General features: G+C 53.4%; 16 protein-coding genes. 9 read left to right on the forward strand and 7 right to left on the reverse strand.

Annotated features, from left to right (window positions below; genetic code table 11):
• Positions 1-56: 56 nt before the first annotated feature.
• Positions 57-1,349, reverse strand: a complete 1,293-nt coding sequence (locus B5D23_RS01480; protein ID WP_078683620.1) for a (Fe-S)-binding protein — start codon at positions 1,347-1,349, stop codon at positions 57-59.
• Positions 1,350-1,361: 12 nt separating this feature from the next.
• Positions 1,362-2,228, reverse strand: a complete 867-nt coding sequence (locus B5D23_RS01485) for a DeoR family transcriptional regulator (RefSeq protein WP_233813672.1) — start codon at positions 2,226-2,228, stop codon at positions 1,362-1,364.
• A gap of 199 nt (positions 2,229-2,427) precedes the next feature.
• Here B5D23_RS01485 and B5D23_RS01490 point away from each other — a divergent pair, with 199 nt between their 5' ends.
• The 9 genes from B5D23_RS01490 to glpK all read left to right on the forward strand — a co-directional run bounded on the left by B5D23_RS01490 (position 2,428) and on the right by glpK (position 13,035).
• Positions 2,428-3,993 (forward strand): FAD-dependent oxidoreductase, encoded by a 1,566-nt coding sequence (locus B5D23_RS01490; protein WP_078683622.1) that lies wholly within the window; start codon positions 2,428-2,430, stop codon positions 3,991-3,993.
• On the forward strand, positions 3,990-5,279 hold the full coding sequence (gene glpB / locus B5D23_RS01495; protein ID WP_078683623.1) for a glycerol-3-phosphate dehydrogenase subunit GlpB: 1,290 nt from the start codon (positions 3,990-3,992) through the stop codon (positions 5,277-5,279). The genes B5D23_RS01490 and glpB overlap by 4 nt, the downstream gene beginning before the upstream one ends.
• Before the next feature lie 53 nt (positions 5,280-5,332).
• Positions 5,333-6,436 (forward strand): ABC transporter ATP-binding protein, encoded by a 1,104-nt coding sequence (locus B5D23_RS01500; RefSeq protein WP_078683624.1) that lies wholly within the window; start codon positions 5,333-5,335, stop codon positions 6,434-6,436.
• A gap of 21 nt (positions 6,437-6,457) precedes the next feature.
• Positions 6,458-7,561 (forward strand): ABC transporter ATP-binding protein, encoded by a 1,104-nt coding sequence (locus tag B5D23_RS01505; RefSeq protein ID WP_078683625.1) that lies wholly within the window; start codon positions 6,458-6,460, stop codon positions 7,559-7,561.
• Between the two features lie 32 nt (positions 7,562-7,593).
• Positions 7,594-8,454, forward strand: a complete 861-nt coding sequence (locus tag B5D23_RS01510) for a carbohydrate ABC transporter permease (protein ID WP_078683626.1) — start codon at positions 7,594-7,596, stop codon at positions 8,452-8,454.
• Complete coding sequence (locus B5D23_RS01515) at positions 8,451-9,254, forward strand: carbohydrate ABC transporter permease (protein ID WP_078683627.1); 804 nt, start codon at positions 8,451-8,453, stop codon at positions 9,252-9,254. The genes B5D23_RS01510 and B5D23_RS01515 overlap by 4 nt, the downstream gene beginning before the upstream one ends.
• A 3-nt stretch (positions 9,255-9,257) precedes the next feature.
• Positions 9,258-9,557 (forward strand): DUF2160 domain-containing protein, encoded by a 300-nt coding sequence (locus B5D23_RS01520; protein WP_078683628.1) that lies wholly within the window; start codon positions 9,258-9,260, stop codon positions 9,555-9,557.
• Positions 9,558-9,682: 125 nt separating this feature from the next.
• Complete coding sequence (locus tag B5D23_RS01525; RefSeq protein ID WP_078683629.1) at positions 9,683-11,398, forward strand: ABC transporter substrate-binding protein; 1,716 nt, start codon at positions 9,683-9,685, stop codon at positions 11,396-11,398.
• 125 nt (positions 11,399-11,523) lie between these two features.
• Positions 11,524-13,035 carry a glycerol kinase GlpK gene (glpK, locus tag B5D23_RS01530; protein ID WP_078683630.1) on the forward strand — a complete coding sequence of 504 codons (1,512 nt, stop codon included), beginning with the start codon at positions 11,524-11,526 and terminating at the stop codon, positions 13,033-13,035.
• Between the two features lie 179 nt (positions 13,036-13,214).
• Here glpK and B5D23_RS01535 read toward each other — a convergent pair whose 3' ends face one another.
• From B5D23_RS01535 to B5D23_RS01555, 5 genes are all read right to left on the reverse strand, one after another.
• On the reverse strand, positions 13,215-15,344 hold the full coding sequence (locus tag B5D23_RS01535) for a hypothetical protein (RefSeq protein WP_144012504.1): 2,130 nt from the start codon (positions 15,342-15,344) through the stop codon (positions 13,215-13,217).
• Positions 15,334-16,230, reverse strand: coding sequence for a PulJ/GspJ family protein (locus B5D23_RS15120; protein WP_078683632.1), 897 nt, complete (start codon positions 16,228-16,230; stop codon positions 15,334-15,336). Before B5D23_RS15120 ends, B5D23_RS01535 begins: the two co-directional genes overlap by 11 nt.
• A gap of 3 nt (positions 16,231-16,233) precedes the next feature.
• The gene (locus B5D23_RS01545) at positions 16,234-16,638 is read right to left on the reverse strand and encodes a type II secretion system protein (protein ID WP_159445870.1); all 405 of its coding nucleotides are present in this window, start codon (positions 16,636-16,638) and stop codon (positions 16,234-16,236) included.
• Entirely contained in the window at positions 16,635-17,147 is a 513-nt protein-coding gene (locus B5D23_RS01550; RefSeq protein WP_078683634.1) for a pilus assembly FimT family protein, read from the reverse strand. The genes B5D23_RS01545 and B5D23_RS01550 overlap by 4 nt, the downstream gene beginning before the upstream one ends.
• Before the next feature lie 71 nt (positions 17,148-17,218).
• Complete coding sequence (locus B5D23_RS01555) at positions 17,219-18,130, reverse strand: hypothetical protein (RefSeq protein WP_078683635.1); 912 nt, start codon at positions 18,128-18,130, stop codon at positions 17,219-17,221.
• Positions 18,131-18,453: the final 323 nt, after the last annotated feature.

The raw sequence follows: 18,453 nt of genomic DNA on the forward strand, positions 1-18,453 counted from the left end.
CATCCCTCGGAGGGGTAAGAGATTCCCTCGGTTCCCACGAGAATGACTGCCCAAAATTAGAGACAGAAATTTTGAAGTGTTGGTCCTAGGTAACTGCGCTCATTGGGTCCAAGGAGTCCAAGAGAGAGGCAGATGAGTGTCCACAGGTGGACGGTGTACCAGTTGCCGCCAGAAGCATGAGAGAGATCATGAATCTGGGAGTGGCAGTTGTGGCAGGGGGCTATGACGTAGTCGGCCCCGGTTGCCAGAATCTGCTGGACCTTGAAGGCTCCGTATTCCCGGCGCTCTTTGGTGTAGCCTGCCTGAAGCGAGCCGCCACCACCGCCACAGCAGTAGTTGTTCGAGCGGTTTGGGTACATGTCGACGAAATTTTCTTCACCAACAACGGCTTTTGTTACAAAGCGCAGGTCTTCGGCGATGGGGTCGCCAAGGCTTTTGCGCACGAGCTGGCAGGGGTCCTGTACCGTAAATTTGAAACGTGATTCCCTGTTCCAGTCCGAATTGACAGGCAGTTTTCCTTCGCGAATCCACTGTGCATACCAGCTGATAATGCTTTCCAGCGAAAAGTGAGGCGTGATGTTGAACTTGTGCAGTCCGGCCCGGACTGCGTAAAATTCGTGGCCTCACTCAGTGTTGAGCCATATCTGGCATCCCAGCTCCTCCACCGCGCTGACCTTGTCTCGAACGATTTTTTCCCACGCCGCGTCGTCTGCGGCAAACATACAGTAATTTTCTGCGGCCCATCCAACAGAGCCGTAGGTCCAGTCTGCACCAACGTAATCCAGAATTTTCCAGAGCGGGACCATCTCGTCGGGTTCCATGACTGGCTCCCGGGAGTTTTGATTCAGGAAGAATTTGGCGCCCTTCTTGTCGATGGGGGCAACAAGTTCTTCCTGTCCTTTCTGTGTGTCGTGCACTTCTTCCAGCACGTCGTTCACCACAAAAGAAAAGTCTTCGGAACTTGCTCCCATTGCGCTGTTTCCTTCGGTGCGCAGTGCCTGTGCACAGGACCCCATGATGCCTTTGGGGCGGGATTCTTTGGGCCATGAGGCCCGCGCTTCATAGACCAGCGCCGGGATGTCGATCTGCATGGGGCAGACATGAACACAGCGGCGGCACATGGTACACATCCAGACCCACGGGGTGGTGCAGAGTTCATGGTCCATTCCAAGATTGGCCATGCGAACGAATTTTCTGGGGTCCATGTCTTCCAGTCCACTGGCCGGGCAGGCCGAGGAACACATGCCGCAGGTCAGGCAGCTGTCAAAACTGCCGTCCTTGGGGAAAAGTGAGCGGGAAAGATCCCGAAAACGGGAGCTGTGCAGGGAACTGGTGGAGGCACTGCTCATGGGAAAGACTCCTTAACTTGCACAGGATGTTTCCGGCGCAACATGCAGCCGGACGCTGGCCTGTTCGAGAATTTTCAGCAGGTGTCGCGGCGGGAGGCGATCTGTAAAGAAATCGTGCACCTCACAGAGATGGCCAAGGCGCATCATGGCCCCCCGGCCAATTTTGGTGTGGTCAGCAGCCAGCATGACCTGCCGGGAATTGGACATGATCGTGCGGGCAATGCGGACTTCCTGAAGGTCAAAGTCGAGCAGGGTGCCATCTTCATCAATGCCGCTCAAGGTCACGATGCCATAGTCTGCACGAAACTGGTTGAGAAAATCGACGGTGGCTCCGCCTGTTACGCCATGATCTCGCCCTCGTACCACGCCACCAGCGACAATGACATCAAAGTCGTCGTGGTGGCAGAGTTGTGCTGCCACGTTCAGGTTGTTGGTGATAACCCGCAGGCTGTGATGATCTTCCAGCGCTGCGGCCACGCTCTCCGACGTTGTTCCAATGTCCAGAAAAAGAGACGAGCTGTCTGGAATCTGAGCTGCAAGCGCTTTGGCAATGGCGTTTTTTTCTGTGCCACACAGAACGCGCCGGATGCCATACGCCGTGTTGTGCGCCACGGTTGGGGGGGCAGCTCCGCCATGATAGCGCCGCAAAAGGCCCTGCTGGGAGAGGAATTTGATGTCTCGCCGCATGGTCTGGGTCGAGCGTTTGAAGAGTTTTCCCAGCTCTTCCAGAGACACAAAACCGCGTTGAAGAACTGTGTCCAGAATATGCTGCTGCCGTTTGGTCAGGGCTGCTTTTCTGGCCGCGTCCAAAACCTGTTGAGACTGCGACGAATCAGGGCTTTCTGCTGCGTTTTTTGTGCGCTCGTGCATATCTAACATACTTGTTTTGTGTGTGTATTTTGACACACTGTAGCATGGGTGGAGGCTTTTTGTCACCCATGAGCGTAAATTGACAGAAAAAATACATTGAGGAAGGCGAAACGGAAGAAGAGTATTGACTAAACTGATGCATCATGTACATTTGATTAGGCATTTGTAATCTAAAACTGCGTGTTAAAAAACTGTCGCAGAGGGTAAAATGCAAACACAGGTGCTCATAATCGGCGGAGGCGTTACCGGAACTGGTTTGGCTCGGGATCTTGCCTTGCGCGGTGTGCATTGCGTTGTCGCCGAAATGGGTGACATTAATGCTGGTGCCTCTGGTGGAAACCACGGACTCTTGCACAGTGGTGGCCGCTATGTTTCTTCTGATCCCCATTCTGCTGCGGAATGTCGCGAAGAATCGGACATCCTCCGGCGTCTTGCCCCCCAGTGTATTGAAGATACCGGGGGCTTTTTTGTTGCCGTCAAAGGCGATGATGAAAGCTACATAGCAGATTTCCCCCTTGCCTGCGCCAATGCTGGCGTTCCGTGCGAGCCTGTCGATCTTGCGCAGGCTCACGAGATGGAGCCTCATCTGTCTCCGGATGCCATAGCTGTGTATGCCGTGCACGACGCCTCAGTAGATCCTTTCCGGCTTTCCCTTGAGAATCTGACGCAGGCCCGTGACCTCGGCAGCATCTACATGCGTCGGCACCGGGCTGTGCGTTTTGACATTGAGGACGGGAACGTTCGCTCTGTGCTGTTCCGCCATGTGCGGACCGGAAAAGAGGTGCTGGTGGAACCGGAAATTGTGGTGAGTGCTGCTGGTGCCTGGTGCGGTGAGATTGCTGCACTTGCCGGGGCGCATATTCCGCTTCGCTATTCCAAGGGAACCTTGCTCGTGACTCACGAGCGCCTGTCGCATCGTGTCATCAATCGCCTCCGGCCTCCGGGAAATGGCGACATACTCGTTCCCGGTGGAACGGTTTCCGTGCTTGGAACAACCTCTGTTCGGCTCGACACACTCGATGAAATTCGCCCGAGTATGGCCGAAGTTGATGAGAACATCGAAGAAGGGCAGGGGATGATGCCTCTTCTTGGCTTAACCCGCTACATCCGGGCCTATGCCGGAGTTCGGCCACTCATCGAAAGTGGTGGCGAGTCTAGTGACCGCAACGCCAGTCGCGGTTTTCAGATTTTCGATCACGCCCGTTCGGGCATCACAAATTTTATGACTGTTGCCGGTGGCAAGCTGACCACCTATCGCCTCATGGCCGAGAAGACTGCTGATGTTGTCTGCGAACATCTTGGCGTGGACGCGCCCTGTCTGACGCGAACTGAGGCTTTGCCCTCAACCCGTCGCTGTCAGTGGACAGAACCGGGCCTGACTCCCAAAGAGTGGCTCACGGCTCACGCGCATGGTGACGAACTCCTGTGCGAGTGCGAAATGGTGCCCAAAAGCACCGTGGATACCATTGTGAGTTCCTGTCAGGAGTACGCTTCCGAGCCAGCGTTGCGGGCTATTGGCCTGCGGAGTCGGGTCGGGAAGGGCGCTTGTCAGGGGGCATTCTGTGGCATTCGCGTTGGGTCATATCTCTATGACGAAGGCGTGTTTCAGTCGGAAACTGGGCTACAGCGTATGCGGGAATTTTTTGGAGAGCGCTTTAAGGGACAGCGTTCCGTGCTGTGGGGAACGCAGCTTGCGCAGGCCGAGCTTGCCGAAGCCGTGCACTGTGGCCTGATGGGGCTGGATAATTTTGAAGACCGGGGAGGGACTTCATGACGCAGGGACCAGTGCAGAACGTGCAGGTCGATCTTGCGGTTGCGGGCTGTGGGCTGGCTGGCGTTGCCAGCGCGTATTTTGCTGCGCAGGAAGGACTGTCTGTGGTGCTGTGTGGAAGCACTGGCGGGCTGGTCTTTACGAGCGGCTATTTTGACGTGCTGGGCTATGCTGAACGCGGCAACACCACGCCTCTCTCCGATCCGTGGGCAGGAGTGGAAGAGCTGTCTGCCAGAGAGCCTGCCCATCCCTACGCCCGGTGTACCCCGACGGAAATTCGAAGCGCCATGCGGGAGTTTTTGCAGTTCACGGCGGAAGCCGGGCTGCCGTATGCGGATGCGGGGGATTCTAATTTTCAGGCCTGCACCATGTCGGGCCTGCCCAAAACAACGTGGGCGGTTCCCCAGACCATGCGCGCCGGAGTGGATATGCTCCAGAGTTCGCTCCCCTGTCTGGTGGTGAGCTTTGCAGGTCTCAAGGGCTTTTCCGCCCGGCAGTTTGCGGCGGTGCTTTCTTCGCGCCGTCCAAACATTCGGGCTGTGAGCTGTGATTTTCCGGGAATGGAAGGCCGTAGTGAAGTCTATGCCGAGCATATGGCACGGGCGATGGAAGTCCCCGGTGCCTGTGAAAAGCTGGCAGAGCGGCTGCGCCCTCATCTGGCAGACGCCAAGTTTGTGGGGATGCCTGCAATGCTTGGTATCCATGACTGTGACGCTGTGTGTCACAACATGGCAGAGCTGCTTGGCTGTCCTGTGTTTGAAATTCCGTCCATGCCACCGTCAGTACCGGGGATTCGTCTTCGTGAGGCGTATGAACTGGCCCTGTCGGCTCGTGGTGTGATGCTGCTCCCGCGGCACAAGGTTTTGCAGGCTCGGCAGGGCGGGAATGGGTGGACACTGGACTGTGGTGCCAGAGAGCTGGAGTGTCGGGTTGAGGCAAAGAACCTGCTTTTGGCCACAGGCCGCTTTTTGGGTGGCGGCTTGCAGGCAAGGCGGACGGGCATACGGGAGAGCATTCTGGATTTGCCTGTGCATCAGCCAGAAGGGCGCTCCATGTGGCACCGTCTGGAATATTTTGACCTTCGTGGGCATGAACTGAATAGGGCCGGGGTGCAGGTGGATGATGCATGTCGGCCTGTCGGGGTGGATGGTCAGCCAGTCTATCCCAATCTCTATGCGGCAGGGTCCATTCTTGGGTATCAGGACTGGATTCGTTCCCGCTGTGGGACTGGACTGGCCGTTGCAACAGCGCAGAGGGCTGTTGCGGCATTACGCGAACAGGCTGTCTGAACGGAGGCGCTCCTCTGAGCTGTGACCCTCCGGGAAGAAAGGAGAATGGCACGTTGGGCATACGAATCGAGCATGTGACGAGAACCTTTGACGGCGTTGATGTCCTGAAGGACCTCACGCTTGAGGTTGAGGATGGTGCATTCGTGACGATGCTCGGAGGCCTTGGAGCAGGCAAGACAACGCTGTTGCGAATTCTTGCCGGTATCGACAAGCCAACGCGTGGCCGTGTGTATTTTGACGGACACGACGTGACAAACGAGCCGGTGCAGAAGTTGCCTGTTGCCATGGTTTACCAGCAGTTTGTGAATTACCCGTCGCTGACGGTCTATGAAAACATTGCATCGCCTTTGCGGGCTGGCAAAGGGAAAAAGCTTCCGGAAAAAGAACTGGATAAAAAGGTGCAGACCTATGCAGAGCTGTTGGGGCTTTCACAGGTGCTGACGCATTATCCGGAAGAAATCAGTGGTGGTCAGCAGCAGCGGACAGCCATTGCCCGTGCGCTCATCAAGGAGGCAAAGTTTACGTTTCTTGATGAGCCGCTTGCAAACCTTGACTACAAGCTCCGTGAGGAGCTGCGTGGCGAGCTGAAAAAGATTTTGTCGCAAAAGGGTGGTGTGGTTGTCTATGCCACGCCTGAGCCTGTTGATGCGCTGTCGATGGCAACGCATGTTGGCTACATGGAAGACGGCGAGATTCTGCAGTTTGGCCCCCTGCGTGAGGTCTACCGCTATCCGTCGCGGGCCGAAGTCGGAGCCTATTTTAGTTATCCCACCATGAACCTGCTTCGCGGTTCCCTGACCCATGATGACGGGCGAAGCATTTTGCATCTGGGACAGGGGCTTGATGTGGACGTGTCGCACTTCTCGGAAGAACTCAAGCTTTCTGACTATCTGGTGGGCATCAGAGCCTACAACATTCACACCGTGAAAATTCGGGATGATCTTGTGCCGCTGAAGGCTGAGGTCAGCCTGTCCGAGACCATTGGTTCCGATACGGAGCTGCACTGTTGTTTTGCGGATCAGCCTTTGGTTGTGCTGCAAAAAGAGGTGCACCGGCACCGGATTGGGACGGAGGTCAATCTCTACATGGACCCACACCGGCTGTTCCTCTTTGACCCGGACAGCAAGGCTCTGGTGGTGAAAACTTTTGTGGAATAGGTCCACGAGGAGGAGAGAACTATGGCGAAAGTCGAACTGGTGAATGTTTCCCATTCTTACGACCCGCCGGAAACGCCAGAGAGTGAGCGTAAGTGGGCCGTTCGGGATTTGTCTGTTGTTTGGGAAGATGGAAGTGCAAACGCGCTTCTTGGGCCTTCGGGATGTGGCAAGACCACCTTGCTCAACCTGATTTCCGGGCTTTTGCCCAGCCCGACCAAGGGGCAGATTCTCATTGATGGGACGGATGTGACGGGCCTGACTCCTCGCGAGCGGGGCATTGCTCAGGTCTTTCAGTTCCCGGTGATTTATGACTCCATGAATGTCTTTGACAATCTGGCCTTTCCGCTTCGCAACGAGGGAACCCCGGAAGGGGAAGTCCGCTCCAAAGTCCGCGAAGTGGCAAAAATTCTGGACCTTGAGGAAAAACTCAAGATTCATTCCTCCCGGCTGAACCCTGCGGATAAGCAGAAAATCTCGCTTGGACGTGGCATCATTCGCGAAAGCACTGCTGCGGTCCTTTTGGACGAGCCGCTGACCGTCATTGACCCCAAGCTCAAGTGGGGACTGCGACGCAAGCTGCGCGAGGTTCAGGTCTCACTCCAGAAGACCATGATTTACGTGACGCATGACCAGCACGAAGCCCTGACCTTTGCCGACGACGTAACGGTGGTCCGGGATGGGGAGCTGGTCCAGAAAGGCAGTCCAAAGCTGTTGCATGACGATCCGGAAAATCCCTTTATTGGCTACTTTATTGGGAGTCCGGGGATGAATGTCCTGTCGTGCAGCCTTGATGATATTGGGCTGAACTGTGGTCCCTTCTCCATTCCGGTACAGGATGCCGAGCTGCGGGATCTTTTGCAGGATGCACAGGGAGATCTGGAGCTTGGTGTGCGCCCGGAATTCATCGAACCACATGACTGTGCGGATGATTCTGGCTGTGTCCCGTTTCGGATTTCCGTTGTGGAGAACACTGGTGCCTACAGGATTTTGACCCTGACAAATGGTGATGTGCAGATTAAGGCCCGCGCCCCAGAGAATTTTGGACCGCGGGAGGGAGATACCATCGGCGTGCACTTCCCGGAGCGGGGAGTGAAGCTTTTTGAAGATGGTCACCGTCTTGTGTAGTCCAAAATTCAACCTCGCTTAGGGGGTGTTCCATGAAAAACAGGGCATGGATCTTCTTGATCCCCACCTTGATTCTCATGTCAATCAGTGCCTTTGTGCCACTGATGACCGTCATAAACTATTCCGTCCATTACATCTTTTCCGGTTCATTGCCGGAGTTTGTTGGCTTTGAAAACTACGTGGAAGTGCTCCACGACAGCGCGTTTTGGTGGGCCTTTGCCCGTCAGCTCTGCTTTAGTTCTATGGTGCTGCTGGTGGAAATTCCGCTGGGAATCGCCATTGCCATGGCCATGCCCAGAAAAGGAATTGGCCTTGCGGTGAGTCTGGTGCTTCTGGGTATCCCGCTGCTTATTCCGTATAACGTCGTGGGTATTATCTGGCGTCTGTTCACGCAGGCTTCCATTGGCGTCATTCCGGGCTTCCTTGATCTCTTTGGCTACTCGTACAACGTCGCCCTTGACCCCATTGATGCACCGCTGACCATTTTCATTCTGGATGTCTGGCACTGGACGCCGCTGGTTGTCCTGCTGTCCTTTGCAGGCTTGCAGGCCATTCCGGATGCTTATTATCAGGCCGCAGAGATTGATGGCGCGTCAGCATGGAAGACTTTCCGCTACGTGACGCTGCCCAAGCTGAAGCCCGTTCTGATTTTGGCTGTTCTGCTTCGCTTCATGGACTCATTCAAGATTTACGCAGAGCCGCTGTCCCTGACTGGTGGTGGTCCGGGAAGTTCCACAACTTTCCTGAGCCTTTTGGTTGCACGTAAGGCAGAATCCTACGAGCTTGGATACGCTGGCGCGGTGTCCATCATCTATCTGTTTATTGTCATCATGTTCAGTTTCTTCTTCTTCCAGGCAATGAACAGCTCCGAGCAGGGAGGGAAAGAGTCATGAAGCTTCGCAAACGCTCAATAGCGCTGACGCTGTACTTTATTCTGCTGTTTATCCCGATTTACTGGATGATTATCACGTCACTCAAGACTGACGTGGAGATTTTGAAGGAACTCACCTTTTATCCGCACGAAATTTCCTTTGATAACTACAAGGAAATTTTTACGAATCCATTCTGGCGTTCTAGCTTCATGAACTCACTCACCTACGTGTTCCTGAACGTCGTGATTACCCTGACGGCAGCAGTGCCGGGTGCGTATGCCTTTTCCCGCTGGAAGTTCCGGGGGAGCAACCACTTGTTCTTCTGGCTTCTGACGAACCGCATGGCGCCTGCGGCTGTATTTATGGTGCCGTTTACCGAGCTGTATTACCTGCTGCACATCTACGACACCTGCTGGGCCGTTGCTTTGGCTCACTGCCTGTTCAACATCCCGCTGGCAATCTGGATTCTTGAGGGCTTTATGTCCGGAATCCCGCGCGAGATTGACGAAACAGCTTTTGTGGATGGCTACACCTTCCCACAGTTCTTCCGGAAGATTTTCTTCCCGCTTATTGGTCCCGGTATTGGCGTGACCGCGTTCTTTGCGTTCACCTTCTCATGGGTTGAGCTGATTCTGGCCAAGGCCCTGACCGTGACCAATGCCAAGCCTGCTGTGGTGCAGCTGACTGTGGGTATTGGTGCCGAGGGTGTGAAATGGGGGCTTCTTGCGGCGGCAGGATTCCTGACCATTATTCCCGGCGCTATTGTGGTGTATTTTGTCCGGAACTACATGGCAAAGGGCTTTGCCCTTGGGAGGGTCTAGCACATGTGGGAATGGATTTCTGAGCAAACGGCGTGGATGTACTGGACTGTGCCGACGGGGCTTGCCATCGGTGGGCTGTTTTTTGCCCTGTTCTGCATGACAGTCTGGGACGTTGTTTCGCCAAGTATTCCGCGAAAGGGGTTTTATCCGATCATCACCCGTCGTGGCGATCGTTTCTTTATTGGCATCATGTCAGCCATATTCATTTTCCTTGTTTGGCTTGGAATCGCTGGGGGCAGCATGTTGCTGATCCCGACGTTTCTTGCAGTCGCCTGGGGCCTCATTCAGGGGCGCTGGGGCTAGGCCTGCGGTGGCCTGTCGCTACCGTACTGTGTGGTTTCTTTGAGAGGAGGTTCAAGCTCGTTTAGTGGTGAAAAGATATTGGGATTGATGTCCACAACCGGAATTCAACGAAGGAGACTTGGGACATGCTAAAACGATTTGTATGTCTGTTTGCTGCAATCTCCATGGGCTTTGTTTTTGCGCTTCCTGTGCAGGCACAGGAAAACAAGGGCGAAGTCATTGAAAAATGGGTGGAATATTTCCAGCCCTGCGCAGTAAGCAAAGACGCTCAGCGGAAAGAACTCGAATGGTTTGTGAACGCTTCCAAGCCCTTTAAGGGCATGGAAATCAAGTCTGTTGCAGAAGGTATCAAAACCCACAAATGGGAATCTGAGGTGCTGACCAAGGCTTTTTATGAGCTGACTGGCATCAAGGTGACCCACGACATCATTGGCGAAGGTGAGGTCGTTGACCGCATCCAGCGCCAGATTCAGACCAACCGACCGATTTATCACATCTTTGTGAACGACGCCGACCTGATTGGTACGCACCTCCGTCTGGACAGCGCTCTGGACTGGAATGCATACATGGCTGGCGAAGGCAAAGTCGTGACCAACCCGTATCTGGACATGCCTGACTTCCTGAATCCTGAATTTGGTCAGGATTATGATGGCCGCCAGCTCCAGTTGCCTGACCAGCAGTTCGCGAACCTGTACTGGTTCCGTTATGACTGGTTTACCAATCCTCAGTTCATGAAAGAATTTAAGGAAAAGTACGGCTACGAGCTGGGTGTTCCGGTGAACTGGCAGGCGTATGAAGACATCGCAGAATTCTTTACCGGCAAGACCATTGATGGTCAGAAAGTCTATGGCCACATGGACTACGGAAAGAAGTCTCCGTCTCTTGGCTGGCGCTTCACTGACGCATGGCTGTCTATTGCTGGTGCTGGCGACAAGGGGCTTCCCAATGGCTACCCCGTTGATGAATGGGGCATCCGTTGCGAAAACAAGATCCCTGTTGGTGCTTCTGTTGAACGTGGTGGCGCAACCAACGGCCCTGCCGCTGTGTATGCAACAACCAAGTACGTTGAATGGCTGAAAAAGTATGCTCCGCCGTACGCTGCTTCCATGACATGGTCTGAGGCTGGACCTGCTCCGTCTCGCGGCAACGTTGCCCAGCGTATCTTCCAGTACATTACCTGGCTTTCTGACCCGGCATTCAATGATCCTTCCAGCCCTGTAACCGATGAAAACGGCAAGCCGCTCTGGCGTGTTGCTCCGACACCTCACGGCAAGTACTGGGACGAAGGCATGAAGGTTGGCTATCATGATGCTGGTTCCTGGACCCTGCTGAAAAAGTCCGTTAAAGGCGACGAGCGCAAGGCTGCGTGGCTTTGGGCACAGTTCTGCATTTCCAAGACTGTCTGCCTGAAGAAGTTTGTCGTTGGCCGTACCCCCATCCGTAAGTCGACTGTGTTCTCTGACTACCTCGCCAAAGAAGAGGAGAAGGGAACCTACGGTGGTATCGTGACCTTCTATAAGTCTCCTGTTGAAAAGCTGTGGACTGACTCTGGCCCGAATCCGCCGCATTATCCTCTGCTTGCTGAGCAGTGGTGGAAGCATGTTTCGCTGGTCGTCACTGGCGAAGCCACCCCGCAGGAAGCAATGGACAAGCTGGCCTACAAGATGGACGAGCTGATGAGTAAGCTGCGTCTGCCCAAGTATTCTCCGAAGCTCAACCCCAAGAAGAGCAGAGAGTACTGGCTGAGCCAGCCTGGCGCACCAAAGCCTGAACGTCCTGATGAAAAGGGCGAGACCATCTCCTATGATGAGATGATCAAAAACTGGCGTGCCCAGCAGTAAACACGATGACGGGCCGGGAAACCGGCCCGTTTTTTCGGGGATCTTTGTCTGCGGTGCGCCGGGGGGCGTCCCTCAGACAATGCTTCCCGGAACGGGATGAGATAACGAACAGCGGAGGAAGAGCAATGGCCGAATACATCGGAGCAGTCGATCAGGGAACGACGAGTACGCGGTTTATTATTTTTGATAAAAATGGCCGAATTGTTGGACTGGACCAGAAGGAACATGAGCAGATCTATCCTGAACCTGGCTGGGTTGAGCATGATCCTTTGGAGATCTGGGCCAATACGCAGGAGGTCATCCGCGGAGCTTTGCTCAAGTCTGGCATCAAAGGCTCGCAGCTTGCGGCAATTGGCATCACCAACCAGCGTGAAACCACGGTTGTGTGGGACCGCCTTACAGGGAAGCCGTATTACAACGCCATTGTCTGGCAGTGCACAAGAACGCATGAGATTTGTAAGGAACTCATGGAAAATGGCGGACAGGATCGTTTTCGTGAGGTGACTGGCCTTCCTGTTGCAACATATTTTTCTGGACCAAAGATCAAGTGGATTCTGGAGAATGTTCCAGAAGCACGGGCTGCCGCAGAGCGGGGCGATGCCCTGTTTGGTACGATGGAGACCTGGGTCATCTGGTGGCTGACTGGTGGACCCAAGGGCGGTGCGCATGTCACGGACGTGACCAATGCCAGCCGAACCATGCTGATGGATTTGAAAAAGCTGGAGTGGGATGAAGACATCATGAAAATTATGGGTGTCCCGCGCCAGATGCTTCCTCGGATTGTTCCTTCATCCGACGCAGCAACATGGGGTTCAACGGATGAACATGGTCCGTTGCAGGCCCGTGTGCCTGTCTGTGGCGCTGTTGGTGACCAGCAGGCCGCGTTAGTGGGGCAGACCTGTTTTACACCCGGCGAAGCAAAAAATACGTATGGGACAGGGTGCTTTTTGCTCCTGCACACAGGACACGAACCTATTCCGTCACGGCATGGTTTGATTACTACCGTGGCCTATCAGTTTAGTGGTCGCCAGCCGTCTTACTGTCTGGAAGGCTCTATTGCTATTGCTGGCGCTTTGGTGCAGTGGCTGCGCGATAATATGGGAATGTTTGAAGATGCGGCCGAGGTGGAAGAGCTGGCCAAGCAGGTGGAAAATACTGGCGGAGTGTATGTCGTGCCAGCATTTTCTGGCCTTTTTGCTCCATACTGGCGACCTGATGCCCGTGGCGTGATTGCAGGCCTGACCCGCTACGTGAACAAACATCACATTGCTCGCGCTGTGCTGGAAGCTACGGCGTACCAGACGCGGGACATTGTGGAAGCCATGAACAGGGATTCTGGAGTGCCACTGACGAGCCTCAAGGTCGATGGTGGAATGGTCCGCAATGAACTTTTGATGCAGTTTCAGTCGGATGTCCTGAATGTCCCCGTGACTCGTCCGAGCGTCGCAGAGACCACCTGCCTTGGCGCCGCGTATGCCGCAGGCATTGCCTCTGGATTCTGGAACGAGCGAAGTGAATTGATTGAGAACTGGCAGGAAGACCGGACGTGGTCGCCACGCATGGAAGAAGAAACCCGGGAACAGGGCTATCGTGGCTGGAAAAAAGCAGTTGATCGAACCCTGAATTGGGTGGAATAATACAGAGTACACAGAGCACTGTGCGTGGCGTCCTTGCTAGGGGTGGACGTCCTGCATGCGCATCCGAAGATCTTTTGCTGTTCAAGGATAGGCGAGAGGAAAAACGTGGGTGCAGGTGCTCTGTGTTTTTTTGTCCCTAGTGCGAGAGAAGAAAAAAGGCCCTCATTCGAGGGCCTTTTTTATTGCGAAATAACAATGGGGGCGGTGAAGCCGCTGCTTTGGGAACCTGGTCGGGCTGTAGCTCTGATGGAAAAATCGTCAAAACTGACACGCCCCGGTCCAAAGTGACTGTAATTATGGATCCCCACCTCTTGCGACTGCGAAGTCCCACTGGTGTAAGATAAAGAATCAAGCAGGGTAAGATACTGAGGCTCCGTTGTGTTGACGTAGTGAGCAGGAAGTATCTCTGTATGGAAACGTAGTGGTGTAAAGTGTGTCGGACTCCTCTGAAAACCTAATAATCTTCCCCAATAATCATAGACAATCTCTCCTCGATCAATCCAGTTTTCTTTGGGCCAGGTGAGTGTTCCATATGGGTATTTATAGCGAGTTCGTCCCGTCCACAGATAGATTGACCATGGGGCCCAGTTCACTCTCGTAGAGCTGTACTGAGTGCCGTAAAAGCAGTCTACGACATTTGTTTTTGTGCTTGAGGTGTTTGAAAGGATGAGAGTCCCAGAATCTCCTTCAGGAGTGTGAAATTTAGCCGTGACAGTCCCCTGAGGAATTTGTGTCCCAGAGGGCAGCGTCATAAGGAGTTCCCCAGCGCGAGGAGAGTCGGTCATGTAGAAATATCCTTGGGAATACGCTGGTTCTCGGGCGAGTTTGGCTTTACCTCCATTCCAGCTCAATGTTGTTCCCGTGGTAGGCATACTTTGACCGCTTTGGAGAGAAAAATGGGCGGCGTAGCCTTCTGTGACACGGACCGCCAAAGCCATCCCGTTGGGAGTAAAGTACGTTCTAAATCCCCAAAAATTTGTCAAAAAATATGGTTCGCTCCATTCGTCGCAGGCAATGACAGAGTAGCGGTTTCCTGTCTTTTTCCACAAAACAAGATAGAGTGTATTTCTCGTCAGTGATCCGGGATTGTTCAGGAAGTCTTTAAGAACGTTGTCCCCAATGAGGGAGAAACCATAGTTCCCATTCCCGTTTGAAAGCCTGAAGCTTAAGCCTGTGAAAATGTTTTTAATTTGGTTTGTATTGTTTAGATTAAAGCCAATTTTGACTTGGGCATCGTAGTTGAGGCAGCCATTGTTGGCCTTTTTAATATTGGCATAGCTTAGAGTGTTGTCACGAGGTGAGTACAGCACTTCGCCTTTTTGCTGGAGCTTGAGTTTTCCTTCGGATGTGTATGGGCGTGGTGTTCCATCACTGGAAAATCCACCCGTGTCGTCCTTAAAATTCTCATAAAGTACAACTTCTTTGGGTGCCTCAGAGCTTTCATATGTCCAGCCAATGGGCACTGCATAACGCAGGGTATAGCTTCCAAAGCGAGTTGTGCCTGTGCTTTCGACAGCCACGAATTTATCAAGAAAGACATGCGTGTTATCTGGAATTGTAACAGGCTCAAAAGTCTTTGTTGGCGCAGCTGCTGAACGAATATTGGTTAGAGTGTTTTCCTCGCGTTTCGTATATGTCCATGCGCCTTCAAGGCCCTGAACGCGAAACACGCCGCCATATTGGGGGAAAGCCTGTGCACCCGTGGAGAGCTGGAGAGATGCATTTTTCTTTATGATGCGAGAGCTAGGGAGCGCAGCGGGCAAAAGGTCGTCGCCTTGGCTGAGTCCGTGCCCTTGCGTATCAAGCTGGAGCGTAAAGCTGTGGGTATTGGTGGAGGATCTTGCTTCTGCCAATCTTGTTGAGGTGTTGAAAGAGCGTGGAGTATATGTCTGCCCTGTTTGGGGGCAGTAAAAAGTTCGTGCTGAATCGATGAATTCTGTATCAAGTCCGCCAAAGACCTGAGCTGTGACGGCTGCTCCGGTGCTTCCCCGTACTGTCAGCCAGCGAGGGTAGACCGCAAGGCTAAATGTGGGCTGACTGTCCCCTGCTTTTTTGAAGCGAAAAGTTGTATTGTGCAGCTTGGCTAGCGCAGAGTTTTTGTCGCCATCTTTGGCATGCAGGAACCTGTTTGCGGCGAGAGAATAGCCAGACTCCGCAACATAGAAGGCCTGCGAGCCTTGGCTCATGATGGCCTGATCTTCCACACTTGTGCTCAGCATGGGAGCCATCGCAGCTCCTGCTGCGGCAAGGAAAACCATTCCCAAAAGAAGAGTGAGCAGTATCGCTCCCCGCTCGTGCTTATGCGACATGGCGTGCTCGCTTGTATGCGTGTTTGGAAATGCAGAAAATTCCACAGAGGGCCAACAGAATGGCAAAGCCTCCCAGTGGAGACCAAAGCAGGAGCGCTGCGAGTCCAGTCAGGGGAAGAAGCGCTATGTAGGCACAGATTTTGGCTACAGGATGCTGAGCAATGGCGTTCGCGAAGTATGGACCATATGTGTAATAGGCAGAGATGAAGGCTCGCCCGCCAGCCCATGGGGCAAGGTACTCGTCGCGGAAGGCGCGCAGGGTTCGCACCATTGGATGAAGATCACCGCCACAGGCCGCCGTGGCAACAAAGCAGTGGTCTCCAGGCTCAGGCGGAGTGACTCCACCGGGGGGCGGCGTGGAGCTGCCAATGTTTCCATTATTGCGGAGGAAAAGCGTTGTGCGCACGGTTTGTGTTTTCCCATACTGGGCGGCATAGCTGAGCGTTATGGAAATGCTCGAAATATCCTCACTCGCAGACGCCTTTTCATCTTTGGCTGAGTTGAGCGTCATGGAGAAATTTTTGACATGATCCATTAAAACATAGCCGTCGCTGGGTGTTGGATAATCTTCTCCCTTTCCCATCAAAAGCGTTTCTCCGTTGAGGGCAACGCTACGAAAACCAGCGGGAGTTTCGGCAACCATTTTTGAGATGTCAGTAAAGCCGTTATGTTTCGTTATTTCGAGTGATTCACGAAACTCACGTTCCAGACGCATGATGGTGAGGTCGAGCTTTTGGCTGATGTCTGAGCTTTCCCGAACTGCCATGTATCCCCGCGCACCATCGGCAAAGAACATGCCTCCTGCTGCTGCTAAAATCCCCACGAGGACGATAACGGCAATGAGTTCAATAAGAGTGAAACCATTGGCTGTATGCTGTGTGTTCATGCCTTAGCTCGTCAAAAGAAAAAAGATGGTTTGATCTCCAACAGTCACAGTGACTTTGAGCAGTGTGCCGCTGGCGTCTGGAATTTCATTTCCATTGTCATCAAAATCAATGAACTGTGACGTCGCTGTGTAGCCTTCGCCATACTTTGAGCTGAGGGTCTCGCGTATCTTTTTGAGCGCCTCTTTTGCGTCCTGAGTCTTAAAAAGTTGCGCGCGATAGTCATTCTGAATGGATTCCACAATGCTTTGCGCTGCGGCCCTGCTTGTCACGCGTGCATAGGGAACAGCGCTTTTGCTTGCAATGTTCATCATGAGTGTCGCGCCAAAGGCCGCCACAATGCCGAGCAGGACGATGGCAAGTATAAGTTCAATGAGGGTAAAGCCCCGCTGTGTGCGTGTCGTCATCATGGAACTCTCTCGGTTTCTGTCAAAAAGCCTGTGAATTCTGTCAGCTTGAACTGTCGTTTTGCCTTGCCTTGGCAAAGGCGAATCGCCCATTGGTGTCCGTCTTTTTGGAGCTTCGAGACTTCTGGTTCTCCTCGTGGAGAAAATTCAATAGTCCAATCTTCTGAAAAGGTGACACCATCAGGAAGGACTCGGCTGTCACTTTGCTCAGTGGGAAAACGCCGTACCTGATCTTTGTCGCCTTCCAGCACTTGAAACAGGGCGTAGGAATGGTTCTTGGCACTGGCGGTGATTTTCCATGTCGAGCGCGTGCTCATGGCTCTGTGCTGGGTGTAGCGGATGTGGCGCTTGAGAACTTCGGTTTGCCCGATGAGTGAGGATTCAGAAAGCGTTCCCATGCTCGAAACTGCTGCAACAGCGAGAATGCCAAGCAGAGTGATAATGGCCAAAAGCTCCAGCATGGTGAAACCTGCGCATGAGGTGGGGCGTGAAGCATGTCGCTGCAAATGCATTTCTTATCCTCTATGTATAAAAATCTGTGTCTCTGCCCGTAAATCTGAGCAAAATATGTACCGGGTCAGCTTCATTTTGTGTCGTTTTGGGAAGTATCCTGTCCATCGTGCTTCGCTTTTGAGCCTGTGTGTGATTTTTGTGGCCCTGCGTACCAGCCGGACATCGTCATAAGAGGAAAGCTTTGTGTTCCAAATCGTTTGAAAAGGACGCTGTTTGCAAAAAGTCGGATTCGAAATCGAAGCTCTTCTGCAAGAGGCAGGTCATCTGGAATAGTGGTATGAGCTTGGCTTTCACGTAATGCCTCAGGAAGCGGTTTGCCTTGGCTCAGTGCCTGCGTCATGGCAATGATGCGTCCAATATCCTGTTTTTCCTTACAGACAGGGATGAAAGCAGCTCCGCCCTGAATGCGGGACATGTCACTGACCGCCTTGAAGCAGGCCCCACAGGATGGAGAGAAATAAAGGCGTACTACGGCGTCTTTGGGACCTGCCATCACCCAAGGGGAGGTGAATTCGTGGGCAAGGCCAAAGAGGTTGGGACTGAGGAGGAAAAGCCAGAGGAGCAGTGCTGTTGCTGCTACTTTGTTGACCTTGAATTGCCCAAAAAAGAGGCACAGGGCTGTGAGAGCAAAAAGTCCGCCGCCGAGCAAACAGTTTGTACAGGTCACACTGAGAGCCATCCAGCCAAGCAAAAAGCAGTCAGCAAGAACTGCAAGGAGCGCAAGGTGCCGAGCGAGGCTGTATTTTTTGAGTGCGAGGAGCAGAAGAAGTACGGCAAAACAGGCGGCTCCGTACCACCAGAGCGAAAAGCCAAACAGGGTGACATCCTGAAAGGCCTGACAGCCGGAACTCACGCAGGTCACCGAAAGAACGTCAAGCGCGGCAAGGATGCAAAAGAGGAGACCCACAAGGGCTGCGAGTGGGGCAATATTTACAAGAGGAAAGCCGGGAGCTGCGAGTGAATGACTTTTCTGGGATTTCATGAATATCTGTGTGTCCTTTGGCGTCAGAGTACTTTGGCAAACTGTAGCCCGAAGCAGCGCTTTTTGTCAGCTGCAAAGCTGGTGAACTGAACGTCCAGCACGGGGAAAGCTCACAGATTGAGCGCATTTCATCAAAGTTTGGAGCTGTATCTCCAAAAAATGGAGCAGTGTTTTATAAGCAATGATAACTGCTCTACATTTTGCTTGCAATTTTCTGAAATATCGGGGAAATTTTAGACGCTCCACCAGCCCGAAGAGGGGACTTATGGCATGGAGCGTGCAGTTATTCCGGTGGTGCATAAGAGCGCAGATGCGTTTGAGCA

The sequence above is a fragment of the Desulfobaculum bizertense DSM 18034 genome (assembly GCF_900167065.1).
Classification (GTDB): Bacteria; Desulfobacterota; Desulfovibrionia; order Desulfovibrionales; family Desulfovibrionaceae; genus Desulfobaculum; species Desulfobaculum bizertense.